We start from the raw sequence: 14,184 nt of genomic DNA, 5'->3' as shown, positions 1-14,184 counted from the left end.
AAACAATAGCAGACATAATGGACACTGTCCACAAGGGGTTGTAATGACTGAACAGGTAACAACGGCCGGCCCGGCGCGCACGACGTATCGACATGGCGACCTGCGCCGGGCGTTGCTCGAGGCCGGGATTGCGCTGGCACGCGAGGGCGGGCCGGATGCGGTCGTCTTGCGCGAGGCGACGCGCCGCGTCGGGGTCGTGCCGAATGCGGCGTACCGGCACTTCGCGAATCGTCAGGATTTGCTCGACGCCGTGCGCTCGGCGGCCCTGGCCGAATTGGCGGTGGCCATCGAACTTGAGTTGGCGGCACGGGAGACCTCGGCGCTCGACAGGGTTGCGCGCGCCCGCGCCGGGCTGCGTGCTGTCGGCATCGGTTATCTGCACTTCGCTCGCGCGCATCCGGGGCTGTTTCGAACGGCCTTTTCTCCGTCGGAGAATGTGCGTTCGGCGGCCGATCCGGCCAAGGCGGGGGCGAGCGGTCTCAACCCGTTCGAACTGCTGGGGGCGGCGCTCGACGGTATGGTCGCGGCCAAGCTCATCGACGCGGCACAGCGACCCGGCGCGGAGTATCTGGCCTGGGCGGCAGTGCATGGATTGTCCGTGCTGGTCATCGACGGCCCGCTGCGCAATCTGCCCGACGATCAGGTCGACGGGTTGGGGCAGCGCCTCGTCGCAATGGTCGAGCGGGGGCTATCGCAAGGAGGGGAGTGCCGGTGAGGCGCAGGCAGCCGCAATGGTCGTCGCGTGGGGCATTTGCCCACCGACTTCAATAGATGGCAACGCAACATTAAATCGCCGTCAGACGTGGTGTCAGTAAGTCGGCGAGCCAGTTCATGAACACCTGAGCGCGCCGGGGCAGGTGACGGCGGTTCGCATACAGCAAGGTGACCGCCAGCGGCTGCGCTTGAAACTCCGGCAGCACGGCTTGCAGCGTGCCGTCGGCCAACAGCCCCCGCACGCCGCTCTCGGGCGCCTGAATCAGCCCGAGTCCGGCGAGGCACGCCGCTTGATAGGCGTCGGCATTGTTCACGGTCAGTACGCCTTCCATTGGCCACTGCGCATAGCGTTCGCCGTCGAAGTATTCCCAACCCACGGGGCGAGCGCCCAGCGTCGTCGCGTAATGGATCAGTCGATGCGAGCGCAGGTCGTCGAGCGAGCGCGGTATGCCGTAGCGGGCGAGATACGCCGGGCTCGCGACGTTGATCTGCCGCATGTGGCCGAGCGGTCGCGCGATCAGCGTCGAATCGGCGACGGCGCCCACGCGCAGCACGCAGTCGAACCCTTCGCGCACGAGATCGACACGCCGATCGGTGCTCGACAGTTCAAGGCGCAGGGCCGGATGTTGCGCCAAGAAGGCGGGCAGTTGCGGAATGACGGTCGTACGCGCGAGCGTGGCAGGCAAATCGACGCGCAGACGGCCTGTCAGCGCTTCGTCGCGCGCGACGAACATCGTCTCCCACTCTTCCATGTCGGCGAGCAAATCCTGGCATCGCTCAAGGCACGCTTGGCCATCTTGCGTGAGTTGCACGCGTCGTGTGGTCCGATGCAGCAGGCGCGTGCCCAGCTTGGCCTCCAGTTGCTTGATGGCATTGGAGACGCTGGCGCGAGGCAGGCCAAGACTGTCGGCGGCCTGCGTGAAGCTGCCGGTCTGCGTAACACGCACGAAGATGCGCATGGCGTCGAGCTGATGCATGGTGAGCGACGGTCGATCCAATCGTTGATTGTTATGGAAATTTGATCAGTGTAATCAATTATTTCGGGTTTATTGGTGAAATTCGTTGCAATAACCTGTTGAACATACCGCCGCACCTCAACCTGCCGTCTGTCACCGACATCGAACGGCACGGGTGTCGATGGGGTTCAACAGGGCGTTGCCAACCGGCAAGGCCCAACGCCTTCAGGAGAAATACCATGACTCGCAAAATCGTTCTCATCACCGGTGGCAGCCGCGGCCTGGGCCGCGCGTCGGCGCTCGCAGCGGCACGTCGCGGAATCGACGTCATCCTCACCTATCGCAGCCAGCGCGCGGAAGCCGACGCGGTGGCGGCTGAGATCGTCGCGCTGGGTGCGAAAGCCGTGGCCTTGCCGCTCGACGTGTCGGATGCCTCGCAGTTCGGCCCGTTCGCCGCGCAAATCGGGCGCGTGCTGGGCGATGTCTGGCAGCGCGATACGTTCGATTTCCTCGTCAACAACGCCGGAACGGGCTTGCACGCGCCATTTGCCGAGACGACCGAGGCGCAGTTCGACGAGCTCGTGCGGCTGCACCTGAAGGGACCGTATTTCCTCACGCAGACGTTGCTGCCGCTGATCGCGGACGGCGGACGCATCCTGAACGTCTCGAGCGGTCTGGCGCGATTCTCGCTGCCGGGCGCGTCGGCCTACGCGATGATGAAGGGCGGCATCGAGGTGTTTTCGCGCTACCTGGCGAAGGAGTTGGGCGCGCGCGGAATTCGGGCCAATACGGTGGCGCCGGGCGCCATCGCGACGGACTTCAACGGCGGCACGGTGCGTGACAATCAGGGCGTCAATCAGATGGTGGCCGCGAACACGGCACTGGGCCGCGTGGGCGAGGCCGACGACATCGGCGGCATGGTGGCGGCGCTGCTGGCCGACGAGACCGGCTGGATCAATGCCCAGCGCATCGAGGCGTCGGGCGGGATGTTCGTCTGACGGCCGACGGCCTCATGGGAGCCTCAGTGAGGGAGGCGGTGAGGCATCAGTGAGCGGGACGGCGTGAGCGCATCGAACCGGACCAGGCCACGGCGCCGACGATGCACACACCGCCCGCGGCCATCTTGAGCGTGGGCGAGGTGCCGAACAGCGCCCATGCGAAGGCGATGGCGTAGACCGGCTCGAGGGCGATGACGACCGCGGCCTGGCTGGCTTTGACGGTGCGCAGCGCATGGATGAACAGCGTGTAGGCGAGGGCGGTGCACACGACGCCAAGGCATGCGAGCCACCCCCATTGCGTCGCGGGGAGCGACAGTGCCTCGCGCCAGGTGAACGGGCCGAGCACGAGCAGGATGCCGAAGCATTGCCACCAACTGGCCTGCAGCGGCGAGACCTGCGCGCCCAGCACGCGATTGGACAGAGCGATAACGGCGTAGAGGGCGCCGGAGAACACTCCCCACGCGAGACCGACGGTTGCCCCGGCGCGCCAGTCGAACGCCGGGGTGACGAGCGCCAGTCCGACGCACACGAGTGCGATGACGCCCGCGTCGCCCAAGGTGGGGCGCTCGCGACGCAATGGCCATTCAAGCAGGATCACGAACGCCGGGAAGCAGGCGAAGCCGAGCGTGCCGACGGCAACGCCGCCCGCTTTGATCGCCAGGAAGAACGCGAGCCAATGCGCGCCGAGGAGCCCGCCGGCGAGGATGAGTCGCAACGCCGAGGCGGGCGAGAGCCCGCGCCACGGCGCGCCGCCCGCGACCCGCGCGGCACTGCGCATGCCCGCCAGACCTGCGAGGGCAATGACGCTCAGCGCAAGCCACGAAAAGAGGCCGCGACCGAAGACGATCATCGCGCTGCTCGCGGCAATGTGCTCGCCGAACAGTGCCGAAGCGCCGAACAACATGGCCGCGACATGCAAGGCGATCTGCTGGCCGGCCCCGCCGTGCGGGGGCTGGCCGGCGCCGGACGTCGCGAACGTAGCGGGGGACGCGGCCTCAGGCATCGCCGGAGCGGTCGGGCACCGGGACGGCCGTGGTGTACAAGACCTGCTTGAGCGCGAAACTGGAGCGAATGTTGCGGATGCCCGGGATGCGGGAGAGCCGATCGGTGATGAGCGTCTCATAGGCACTCATGTCGCTGACCATGACGCGCAGGAGGTAATCGGCGTCGCCCGACATCAGGTAGCACTCCATGACGTTGGGCAATGCGGTGACGGCCGTTTCGAACGCATCCAGACCGTCGCGATTCTGGTTTTCGAGCGTGACGTGGATGAAAACGTTGATGTGCAACCCGAGCCGGGATGGATCGAGCAGCGTGACGCGCTGGCGAATGTAGCCCGCCGCTTCGAGCGCTTTCACGCGCGCCAGGCAAGGCGACGGCGAGAGGTTCACGCGCGAGGCGAGTTCTACGTTGGTGAGGCGGGCGTCGGCTTGCAGCTCCCGCAAAATCTTCAGATCAATGGCGTCGAGGTCCATACCACATTGCACGCGCGCCCCGGATGAGGGTCGGCGGTCCAGTCGATTAGCCGCTCGGTCGGCGACAGTGCCGCAATACTAGCCTATTTGACACGGTTTCCGATGCGCCGGTCAGACCACCGCCCCGAAACCACCGCCGCGGCAACTGTCCGGCGGCGTCGTTCGCCAACATTCCCTTTGTGTAAGGGATGAAAATGTTGTATTTCCGTGTTGTCCCGCGATGCCGATCTTCAACACTTGTTGACGATACGTGAACGTTTGTTAATATTCCGATCTTTGAATGAGAATGTTAACGATTCTCATTAATTATAAATATTTCAAACCGTCACTCGGGATTTCCAGCATGACCTTCGCTTACCACCACGGCGCCTCGGGGGAGGCTGGCCGCACCGCTACGGGCAACGTCGTCGTTCCCCGTAGCCGTCTGGCGCCGCTCGCGCTGGCCGCACTCCTGGCCTTTGCCGCCGCACCGGCCATCGCCCAGTCGATGGCGGCCACGTCCACGGATGGACCGACAACCGACGCCGATGCCCAAGCCACGCTCCAGGCCACAACGGTGACCGGCTCGGCCCTGCGTGAAACGCCGCAGAACCTCAAGCAGCCAGTGCAATCCGGCGCGCTTGGCTCGCGCAGCCAGCTCGATACGCCGTTCTCCACAACGGTGGTCAGCCAGGAGCAGCTCGAACAACGCCAACCCGCGAAGCTTGGCGACGTGTTCTCGACCGACGCCTCGGTGACCGACGGCAGCAACGCCTTCGACGCCTGGGCCGGCTACATCTATGTGCGCGGCATGCCGATCGACTGGCAATCCGGCTTCAAGCTCGACGGGATGCCCGTGATGACCTACGGCGTGACGATGCCGTACGAGCAGTTCGACCGCGTGGAACTGCTCAAGGGGTTGTCCGGTTTCATGTACGGCTTCGTTGCCCCGGGCGGTGTCGTCAACTATGTGACGAAAAAGCCGACGGACGAGCGCATCGCCAGCATCGATGTCGGTTTCCATTCGAACGGCATCTGGCGCGAGCATGTCGATCTCGGGGGGCGTGCCGGGCCGAACGACATGTTCGGCGCCCGGCTGAATTACACGCACGAGGAAGGCCGCACCTATTCGGACGGCAATCTGAATCGCGACACGGTGTCGCTCGCGCTCGACGCACGTTTGACGCCCGACCTGACGTGGAACTTCGGCGCGATGTACCAGGATCGCCGGGCGACGGGCACCACGCCCTCGCTCTCGACGGCGTCCTTCCAGGGCCATCAGTTGCCGGGGCCGATCAATGTGTCGAACGCGAATCTTCAGACGCAGGCCACGCATCTGAACACCATCACGCAGTTCTACACGACCGGCCTGCAATATCAGTTGAATCCGGACTGGAAGGTGTCGGCCGACTTCGCCTACAACAAGTCGACGCGCGACCGTAACGAAGCCACGCTCTATTTGCTCAACGGCGCAGGCGACTTCCGTGGCCTGAATGATCTGGGCGACGAAATCAATACGTTCCACGCGTGGCAGGTGGCGGCCGAGGGCAAGGTGCGTACGGGGCCGCTCGCACACCAGCTCACGTTCGGCTACGCATCGCAGTATCAGACGAACGACTACACGTATCTGTACAGCCCGGTCACCGCGAACGCGTATGTTCCCTTCTCGACGTACTCGGGCAATCTATACCAGGGGGCGTCGTATCAGTTCTTTGGCGACGGCTCGACGCTCCAGGCGCAACGCGCCAGCGCCATCGAGCAGCGCTCGGTCTTTGCCTCTGACACGGTACAGATCACGGATCGACTGTCGGTGCTCGGCGGCGCGCGCTTCACTAACTACAATCAGACGAACGCGCAAGGGATCTCGACCTACTCGACGAACGGTGTGTTCACGCCGACACTCGCCGTCATGTACAAGCTCGCGCCGAACGCGACGGCATACGCCAGCTATGTGGAAGCGCTGGAGGCTGGCGAAGTGGTGGGGTCGACCTACGCCAACGCGGGCGCGGTACTCAACCCGTTCAAGAGCCGCCAGTATGAGGTTGGCGTGAAGACGGAGCAGTCCACGTGGAGCACGACGGCAGCGCTCTTCCGCATTGAGCGGGGTGCGGTGTACACGAACAGCGCCAACGCACGCGTCTCGGACGGCCAGTCCATCTACCAGGGGATCGAGTTGGCCGGGGCGGTGAAGCTGGGGCCACGGTGGACGCTCGGCGCCAGCGCCATGGCGCTCGATAGTTGGTACGCCCGTACGAACGGTTTCGACGGCAACCGGGTGGGCGGCGCGCCGCGCTTCGTGCTCTCGGGCAACGTCGAGTACAAGGTGCCTTACGTGCCGGGTCTGTCGGTCGGGGGCGATATTCGCTACAACGGTCGCACGGCGCTCAATCCGCAGAACTCGCTGGCCGTCTCGGGCTATACGTTGATCAACCTCGGCGCAACCTACCGCACGCGCGTCGCAGGCAAGGACGTGACGCTGCGCGCGGCGGTGAGCAACCTGACCAACCGCAAGTATTGGGAATATCAGTACGACAACTACATCAAGCCGGCCGACCCGCGCATGGTCAGCCTGAACGCGAAGATCGACTTCTGAGCGACGTCGGACACCTGGCGAGATTTGGCCATTCATGGAACAGCGGCTCGCAAGATTCGCTGTTTGTCGTCTTGGGCGCCGCACATGGCAGGGGGGAGTGGCGTCCCGACTATGGCCTTCATTGAAAAAATCCATCGATCGATCCGATAAAACGGCTTGACTATCTATCTACTGGTAGATAAAGTTCGTTTCATGAATCGCACACATACATCGCCAACGACATCGACCGTCAAGGAACAACTGCTCGAGCATGCGCAGCGGTTCCTGATGACGCGGGGCTACAACGGCTTCAGCTATCGGGATCTCGCTGAGCAAGTCGGGGTCAAGACGTCGAGCATCCACTATTACTTCCCGGCCAAGGAAGATCTCGTACTCGAAGCCATCAAGGCCTACGACGCGTTGATCAAGGAAGGGCTGGCGGGCATCGACGAGGCACTGCCGCCTGCGCAGAAGCTGGCGTTGTATGCGCGAGGATTCGGGCGCATCGCGGCCGACGGGCATCGGATCTGTCTGTGCGGCATGCTGGCGGCCGACATCGAAACGCTGCCGGAGACGGTTCGCGAAGCGGTGCAGCGATTCTTCGCGTATCACGAAGCGTGGTTGGCACGTGTGCTGGCCCAAGGCGTGACAGACGGTTCGCTCACGCTGACGTCGTCGCCCGATGGTACTGCGCGTGCGCTGTTTGCCGGGTTTCAGGGGAGCGTGATGGCTTCCCGTTTGTTCCGGGCGCCGTCGCGCCTGGAGGATGTGGTGGCGTCGGTGTGCGGCGTCGCTTGAGTTGACGCCGGCTCGCACGAGCCGGCCAGCGGATGTCAGAGGGGTCGTCGGGCCGGAAGGCAACGCCGGGAAGGTGTGCCGGGCTGGGGCGATCGAAGTTTGGAAGTGAAATTCTCTACTCACCAGGAGTTCGTTATGTCGATCGAAAAAGTGCTGTACACCGCCCATGCCACCGCGACCGGAGGCCGTGATGGCCGTGCCGTGTCGTCCGACGGCGTGCTTGACGTCAAGCTGGTTGTACCCAAGGAAATGGGCGGCGCGGGCGTTGGCGGCACGAATCCGGAACAACTGTTTGCTGCCGGTTACTCGGCCTGCTTCCTGGGCGCGCTGAAGTTCGTGGCGGGCAAGGAAAAGATTGCGCTGCCCGCCGACACGAAGATCGACGGAAGCGTCGGAATCGGGCAGATCCCGACGGGCTTCGGCATTCAGGCGGAACTGAAGATCAGCGTGCCGGGCGTGGATCGCGCGACGGTCGAAGCGCTGGTACAGAAGGCACACATCGTGTGCCCGTACTCGAACGCCACGCGTGGCAACATCGACGTGACGCTGACGGTGGTCTGAGTTCGTGGCGTTCCCGGTCTCGCGCGCAAGCGCGACGCCGGAGAACCCTGCGGCATAAGGCAAGGGCAGCCCGCGGGCTGCCCTTGTTCTTTTGCGACACGGCGCGCGATCCTGTCACTTCGTTTTGACTTCGACCTTGATGCCGTCGGACAGCACGGTGATGGCGCCCGGCTCGACATCGCGTCCGCCATAACGCAATTGCTCGGGTTTGAATGTATAGATCGGATACTGATTGAGTACTTGCTGGGCGAGAGAGCCGCCAATGGCCGTCAACTGTTGGTCGTATGCCGGGGGCATGCCGTTCACATCCACACGCTCCACGTTCGGGTTGTCGAGCAACACGGCACGTTTGACCGGGTCGTATTTCAGCGCGCTCGACAGGCTCAGCACGCCAGCGAGCGGCTGGCCTTGCAGCAAGACGTTCTGCAATTGCGCGTCGATCTGCGTGATGACGCGATTGGCCTGCGGGTTGAAGCCGATTTTCGGATGCGTCAGTTCGACGGACAGCAGTTGGCCGTAGTTGAGCGTGGTCGGGAAGCGCTTGCCGACGGCAGCCTCGATGTCCTGACGTGTCATCGTGTACTCGCCGGTCCAGATGTTGTACGCGGCATTGGCCGGGCGCATGAGCGGGGCGAGCGCAAGGCCGAGGAGCCCCGCCGCCGTCAGGCGCAGCGCGTCGCGGCGCGAGGTCACGGAACTGTCCGAGGTGTCGGTGGGGAGGAGGCGACGAGGCGGGCGGTAAGCGGTCATGTTACGAAGGTCCGAGGGACGGGCACGGCGCGGCCATGCCTGAATCGTCGATGATGATGTGACCCGGACGACGCAGAATCGTTCTGCGTGCGGCAATTGCCCGTGCGAACCGTGTCATTCCGTGCCCACGCACGTTCGTCTTCGCGCAACGGCGCTACCGGCCCGCCAGTTCGATCCGGTTCGATCCAGTTCAATAATGCGGCGGGACTTCATGGCGTGGATTGCCATCGTTCCCCCCCTGTCCCTGCGACTGCATCTGCTGGTACAGCGCCTTGATCTGCTTTTGCAGCAAATCGAGCTGCTGCTCCTGACGCGTGACGATGTCGTTGAGGGTTTCAAGCAAATCTTCCTGAAACGCCGCCTTGACTTCGAGTTCGACGACGCGTGCTTCCAACAATTCCATGAGCTTCTCCGGTAGACGCGGCATTGTAGGCCACCCGGCGATTAGCCTGTCGATGTTGCCTGCGATATGACGCATTCGATTCGCGCCGGGCATAATCGCACGATGAAAACCTTCCTGCTTTATGTCGTCACGGCGGTGGCGGAGATCGTCGGCTGCTATTTGCCCTGGCTGTGGCTCAAGCACGATCGCAGCGCATGGCTGCTTGTGCCGGGGGCGATGTCGCTCGCGCTTTTCGCGTGGCTGCTGACGCTGCATCCGTCGGCGGCCGGTCGTGTTTATGCGGCGTACGGCGGCGTTTATATCAGCGTGGCGATCGTGTGGCTATGGCTCGTGGACGGGGTGCGCCCAACGCCGTGGGACATGGCCGGTGTGGCCATTGCGTTAGCGGGCATGAGCCTGATCGCGTTCCAGCCGCGCTAGTCGCTTCAGTCGCGACTGCCGCCACCGCTCATCTCGCCGGTGCCGGACGGCAGTCCATCGAGCACACGCCGTTCGTTCATGGTGCCGGCGTAGTGATTGCGCTTTTCTTCGTACATCAGCAAATCGGCCCGTTGGGTCGTGGCTTCGAGCCGCTCTCCAGCCTCGCACGTCGCCATCCCCATCGAGAAGGAGAGCGCCGTGCCAGGGTAGAACGAGTTGTTCAACTCCACGAGTTGGCGAATGCTCTCGATCAGCGTCGCGCCACTCGTCGCATCGGTGGAGGGCAGCAGCAACGCGAATTCGTCACCGCCGATGCGCGCCGCGATCTGCGGGGCGGTGACCGCTTTGCCCAACACCTCGCCCGCACGGCGCAGCAGCGCGTCGCCTGCGGCGTGCCCTAGCTGATCGTTCACGGTCTTCAGGCCGTTCAGGTCGGCGACGATCACCGTCACCGGATAGGGCCCCTTGCGCTCCAGCCGATTGAGTTCGTCGACATAGAACGAGCGGTTGCGCAGCTTGGTCAGCACGTCGTGCTTGCCGAGGAATTCGAGATACGACTCGGCCTTCTTGCGCGCGGTGATGTCAGTGAGCGCCACGAGCACCAGGTCCCAGCGCGCCTCGTGACCGGGCAGCACCGCGAATTGCAGGTGAACGTTGATCTCGTTGCCATCGAGCGCGTAGTTGACGACTTCGCGCTGCTGGAACAGCTTGTTCTCCCACAGGTCGACCAACTGCTCGCGGAAATTGTGTCGCATGTCGTCGCGGAACACTTCGGGCAGGCGGGCGAGCAGCGAGGCCTTGTCGGGCGCGACGAACATCGCGAGCGTATGGCGATTCACGTCGAGCACGTGGATCTCGGTCATGCACCGTTCCACGAATTCGGGGTGAACGTCGGTAAACGTGCGGAAGTCCGTGATGCCACGCGCACGGGCGTCGTCGAGCAACAACTTGATGGCGCTGAAATCCTCGACCCAAAGCGAGACTGGCGAGTATTCGAACAGCCCGCGTGCGTATTGCTCGCCCATCGTCACGCGCTCACGGGCGTGTTCGAGTTCGGTCACGTTTTCCAGCGAGATCAGCACGCGTTCCAGCGTGGCTTCGTGCCCGGGCAGGACCGAGCCGTTCAGGAGCACATCGAGACGCCGGCCATCGAGCGTGTAGTTGACCGTCTTGCTCGTGAAGTGTGTACGGCCGTCCCACAACTGGCAAAGCTCTTCGATGTGGGTCTTGAGCATGTCGTCGCGGAAGATGCGCGGCAGGCCGGCCACGAGCGCGTCGAGCGATGGGGCGTTGAACATCGACAACGTTCGTCGATTGACCTTGATGACACGAATGCGCCGCGAGCAAGCGGCGACGTGCGCCGGGTCGATCCTGAAGTGGGCGCGCAGGTCGGTGACCCCTTGCGCGCGCCATTCGTCGAACAGTTGCTTCACACCGCTGAAGTCCTCGAGCCAGAGCGAAACGGGCGCGAGATCGAACATCAGGGCGTCATCGTTGGCGGCGCTGGCTCCGAGCGCATCGCGCGGCAGGGAGGTCGGCTGGGAGGGTACGACGGGCGTGGCGTCCGGCATGAGGCACCTGAGGTCTGCTAAGTCGAGTCAGCCCGCCATTCTACGGGCAAATGCGCGCCATGCCGCCGAGAGTCGGATTAGAGCAACGGCGCGCCGGTATCGCGTTTGACTTCTCGCAGCGACAACATCGATTCGATTGACGAGACGCCGGGCAGGGCGCGCAGCACGTCGCGCGTGAACATGCCGTAATCGTCGAGATCCGTGGCAACCACCTCCAGCAGGTAATCGGCGCTGCCGGAGATGTTGTGGCACGACACGATGCGCTCGATGGCCTGGACTTCGCGCTCGAACTGCTCGGACAGCGCGCGGTCATGCACGGCGAAGCGCACATGTACGAATGCCGTCACGCCAAGCCCCAGCGCGCGGTGCGAAAGTTCTGCCCGATAGCCGGTGATATAGCCTTCGGCTTCGAGCCGTTTCAGACGTCGCGCACAGGGTGTTTCGGACAGCGACACACGTTCCGCAAGCCGGGCGTTGGAAATGCGGCCATCGCGCTGGACGATGGAGAGAATCGCCCGATCGATGGCGTCGAGTTCGTTCATGATGAGTATCCCGCTACGAAAGCTACTACAAAGATGGCATTCCACCACGATCTGCAATTTCCGGAAAGTGTTGCCCTCATCCTTCCGGATTAGGTTGATTGTCGCGGGTGTGACCTCTGACTTGGTGAGACTTCAACGTGAAATGCACTTTATTGGCGAAATAAGCTAAATTACTAAATAATTGTGAGTGAAAAACGCTGTGTATCGCTCGTTGAATAGCGAGATCATGAGGTTCGTTTCCGCCATTGCGGCCGTCAGGGGAAAATCATGGTTTCGCTGCAGTTGCTCACCGTCTTCGTCGGTGCGTTGATCGTCGTCTACGCGTTGCCGGGCCCGGATATGGCGCTCGTCATGCAGACGAGCATGACGCGAGGGGTGAGGCACGGATTGGCGACGGCGGCCGGCTTGGCGCTGGCGCGTGCCGGGCACGTAACGCTCTCGGCCTGCGGCGTGGCGGCGTTGTTGCGTTCGGCGCCGTGGCTCTTCGAGACGGTGCGCATCGCGGGCGCGATCTATCTGGCGTGGGTGGCGATCCAGATCTGGCGTTCTCCGGCGTTCGGCATCGAGGCCGCGGCCGCGCCGACCGACGCTGCACCGCCGCTCGCGCATGCCGTGCGGCGCGGTGTGCTCTCCAGCGTGCTCAATCCGAAGGCGCTGTTGTTCTGTTCGGTGCTGCTGCCCCAGTTTGTCCGCGCCGAAGCCGGGCCCATGTGGTCGCAGGTGCTCGAACTGGGTGTACTGCTGCTGGTCGTGGGTGCGATCTTCGACGTGACGCTCGCCTTCGGTGCCGCCCGCATCGCCCGCTGGCTGCGCACCCGTCCGCTGGCACAAAAAGTCCAACGCTGGTCGTTCGGCGCGGCGCTCTTGGCGTTCGCCGTGCGCCTGTCGCTGGATTGAAACGCCGGGCCAACGTCCTCAGCGGTCCCCCCTTCCTCTCGATGCACCAATCCGGTGCAGTTCGCTGCGACACGGCAAATGGAGGTGCGACACAACGTCGCACCTCTTGAAATCTAAGAACGTTTCCGAATTGCTGCATTGCACAGCGTTTACCGCCAAACACGTGCCGATCTGCTTTGAAAACGTCGCGCGCGCATACGTGAGGGCTGCGCGACACATTGTCGCGCCGGTGTGTGCGCGATGTCCGGCCTAATTAAACTTCGGCATAATGCCGCACCGTGATGGAAGTAAAAGACAAGAAGTCGGGCAGTGACTTGAGGTCTTCGGGGCGGCAACCCGCCCCGGTTCCCGTCTTTTCGATGACACAGTCGTCGTAGTTCGGCCGGTGCAATATCGGCGCGGCGACTGCTCCCGTCTCACCTTAACCCTTGCCAACCTCCTGCGACCCTGCATCAGGCCGGTAAGCCCGTGTTGCGCCGTTCGTTGGCCAACTCAACCCTGTCGTGTGACATGAAGAAACACAGAAACCCGCGATTGCTAAGGCTCCTCGCCCTGTGCTCGCCGCTGCTTTTGGCTGGCTGCGACATGGCCGTTCTCAACCCCAAGGGGCAGATCGGAGAAGAGACCAAATCCCTGATTCTCACGGCCACCTGGCTGATGCTGATCGTCGTGATTCCGGTCATCTTGATGACGCTGTGGTTTGCGTGGAAATATCGCGCGAGCAACAAGGCGGCCCGCTACGAACCGAACTGGTCGCACTCCACGGCGATCGAGGTTGTGGTCTGGCTCGTGCCGATCATCATCATTGCGATCCTCGCGCGCATCACCTGGGTCTCCACCCACGAACTCGATCCTTACAAGCCGCTGCAAAGCGATGTGAAGCCGATCACGGTCGAAGTGGTGTCGATGAACTACAAGTGGTTGTTCATCTACCCGGAGCAAGGGATTGCGTCGATCAACGAGTTGGCCGTTCCGGTCGATACCCCCGTGAATTTCAAGATCACGTCGGAATCGATCATGAACTCGTTCTTCATTCCGCAATTGGGTAGCCAGGTCTACTCGATGGCCGGTATGCAGACGAAGCTGCACTTGATCGCCAATCACGTCGGCGCGTACGACGGCATTTCGGCGAACTACAGCGGCGGCGGTTTCTCGGGCATGCGTTTCAAGACGCTGGCGATGACCGACAACGACTTCGAGCAATGGGTGACGAAGGTGCGCGAGTCGAAGAAGGTGCTCGACCGCGACGCCTACGCATCGCTCGTGCCGATGAGCGAGAACACGCCGGTCACGTACTACAGCTCGGTCGACGCGAACCTGTTCCAGTCGATCGTGCACGCCCCGATGGCATCCGGCATGGCCCAGCAGCAGGACGGCCATGAGAACCACGGTGCCATGGACATGAAGGGCATGGACATGAAGGGTGCGGCCAACGACACCGCGACGGCACCGGCCGCCGCGATGACCATGGCCATGGACAATGCCGGCGCGCATGCGATGCACGCCGGTGCGTCTGCGCACGCGCACAAGGAGTAAACAACAATGTCA

Annotated in this window: 15 protein-coding genes; 8 read left to right on the top strand and 7 right to left on the bottom strand. The window is 63.3% G+C overall.

Features of this window, described 5'->3' with window-relative positions; genetic code table 11:
• Window positions 1-43 precede the first annotated feature (43 nt).
• Window positions 44-715, top strand: coding sequence for a TetR/AcrR family transcriptional regulator (locus PCE31106_RS12150; RefSeq protein WP_150563421.1), 672 nt, complete (start codon window positions 44-46; stop codon window positions 713-715).
• A 70-nt stretch (window positions 716-785) separates the two neighbouring features.
• Here the strand turns inward: PCE31106_RS12150 and PCE31106_RS12145 are convergent, their stop codons facing one another.
• Window positions 786-1,691, bottom strand: a complete 906-nt coding sequence (locus tag PCE31106_RS12145) for a LysR family transcriptional regulator (RefSeq protein WP_017235250.1) — start codon at window positions 1,689-1,691, stop codon at window positions 786-788.
• Between the two features lie 218 nt (window positions 1,692-1,909).
• Between PCE31106_RS12145 and PCE31106_RS12140 the strand changes: the two genes are divergently transcribed.
• Entirely contained in the window at window positions 1,910-2,668 is a 759-nt protein-coding gene (locus PCE31106_RS12140) for an SDR family NAD(P)-dependent oxidoreductase (protein WP_150563420.1), read from the top strand.
• A gap of 46 nt (window positions 2,669-2,714) precedes the next feature.
• Here the strand turns inward: PCE31106_RS12140 and PCE31106_RS12135 are convergent, their stop codons facing one another.
• Together PCE31106_RS12135 and PCE31106_RS12130 are read right to left on the bottom strand one after the other, a co-directional pair.
• Window positions 2,715-3,671 (bottom strand): DMT family transporter, encoded by a 957-nt coding sequence (locus tag PCE31106_RS12135; RefSeq protein WP_150563419.1) that lies wholly within the window; start codon window positions 3,669-3,671, stop codon window positions 2,715-2,717.
• Window positions 3,664-4,143, bottom strand: a complete 480-nt coding sequence (locus PCE31106_RS12130; protein ID WP_017234283.1) for an Lrp/AsnC family transcriptional regulator — start codon at window positions 4,141-4,143, stop codon at window positions 3,664-3,666. The genes PCE31106_RS12135 and PCE31106_RS12130 overlap by 8 nt, the downstream gene beginning before the upstream one ends.
• 343 nt (window positions 4,144-4,486) lie before the next feature.
• Between PCE31106_RS12130 and PCE31106_RS12125 the strand changes: the two genes are divergently transcribed.
• The 3 genes from PCE31106_RS12125 to PCE31106_RS12115 all read left to right on the top strand — a co-directional run bounded on the left by PCE31106_RS12125 (window position 4,487) and on the right by PCE31106_RS12115 (window position 8,053).
• Window positions 4,487-6,715: a TonB-dependent siderophore receptor gene (locus tag PCE31106_RS12125; protein WP_150563418.1), complete on the top strand. Its 2,229-nt coding sequence runs from the start codon at window positions 4,487-4,489 to the stop codon at window positions 6,713-6,715.
• Window positions 6,716-6,907: 192 nt separating this feature from the next.
• Window positions 6,908-7,492, top strand: a complete 585-nt coding sequence (locus tag PCE31106_RS12120) for a TetR/AcrR family transcriptional regulator (RefSeq protein ID WP_150563417.1) — start codon at window positions 6,908-6,910, stop codon at window positions 7,490-7,492.
• A 135-nt stretch (window positions 7,493-7,627) separates the two neighbouring features.
• Window positions 7,628-8,053: an organic hydroperoxide resistance protein gene (locus tag PCE31106_RS12115; protein ID WP_017234280.1), complete on the top strand. Its 426-nt coding sequence runs from the start codon at window positions 7,628-7,630 to the stop codon at window positions 8,051-8,053.
• A 114-nt stretch (window positions 8,054-8,167) separates the two neighbouring features.
• Here the strand turns inward: PCE31106_RS12115 and PCE31106_RS12110 are convergent, their stop codons facing one another.
• Both PCE31106_RS12110 and PCE31106_RS12105 read right to left on the bottom strand, forming a co-directional pair.
• Complete coding sequence (locus tag PCE31106_RS12110; RefSeq protein WP_017234279.1) at window positions 8,168-8,746, bottom strand: DUF1439 domain-containing protein; 579 nt, start codon at window positions 8,744-8,746, stop codon at window positions 8,168-8,170.
• A gap of 247 nt (window positions 8,747-8,993) precedes the next feature.
• Window positions 8,994-9,206 carry a SlyX family protein gene (locus PCE31106_RS12105; protein WP_150563416.1) on the bottom strand — a complete coding sequence of 71 codons (213 nt, stop codon included), beginning with the start codon at window positions 9,204-9,206 and terminating at the stop codon, window positions 8,994-8,996.
• A 102-nt stretch (window positions 9,207-9,308) separates the two neighbouring features.
• Here PCE31106_RS12105 and PCE31106_RS12100 point away from each other — a divergent pair, with 102 nt between their 5' ends.
• Window positions 9,309-9,626 (top strand): YnfA family protein, encoded by a 318-nt coding sequence (locus PCE31106_RS12100; protein ID WP_026132006.1) that lies wholly within the window; start codon window positions 9,309-9,311, stop codon window positions 9,624-9,626.
• Window positions 9,627-9,631: 5 nt separating this feature from the next.
• On the opposite strand, the gene PCE31106_RS12095 is transcribed toward PCE31106_RS12100, so the two are convergent.
• A complete protein-coding gene (locus tag PCE31106_RS12095) occupies window positions 9,632-11,197 on the bottom strand; it encodes a sensor domain-containing diguanylate cyclase (protein WP_150563415.1) in 1,566 nt (521 codons plus the stop codon).
• 77 nt (window positions 11,198-11,274) lie between these two features.
• Window positions 11,275-11,739 carry an Lrp/AsnC family transcriptional regulator gene (locus PCE31106_RS12090; protein ID WP_130026597.1) on the bottom strand — a complete coding sequence of 155 codons (465 nt, stop codon included), beginning with the start codon at window positions 11,737-11,739 and terminating at the stop codon, window positions 11,275-11,277.
• Window positions 11,740-12,006: 267 nt separating this feature from the next.
• On the opposite strand from PCE31106_RS12090, the gene PCE31106_RS12085 reads away from it, so the two are divergent.
• A complete protein-coding gene (locus PCE31106_RS12085) occupies window positions 12,007-12,636 on the top strand; it encodes a LysE family translocator (RefSeq protein WP_017234274.1) in 630 nt (209 codons plus the stop codon).
• A gap of 510 nt (window positions 12,637-13,146) precedes the next feature.
• The gene (cyoA, locus tag PCE31106_RS12080) at window positions 13,147-14,172 is read left to right on the top strand and encodes a ubiquinol oxidase subunit II (protein ID WP_150563414.1); all 1,026 of its coding nucleotides are present in this window, start codon (window positions 13,147-13,149) and stop codon (window positions 14,170-14,172) included.
• Window positions 14,173-14,184: the final 12 nt, after the last annotated feature.

It is taken from the genome of Pandoraea cepalis, assembly GCF_902459665.1.
GTDB classification, from domain to species: domain Bacteria; phylum Pseudomonadota; class Gammaproteobacteria; order Burkholderiales; family Burkholderiaceae; genus Pandoraea; species Pandoraea cepalis.
This window is presented reverse-complemented; position numbering and strand designations above follow the sequence as displayed.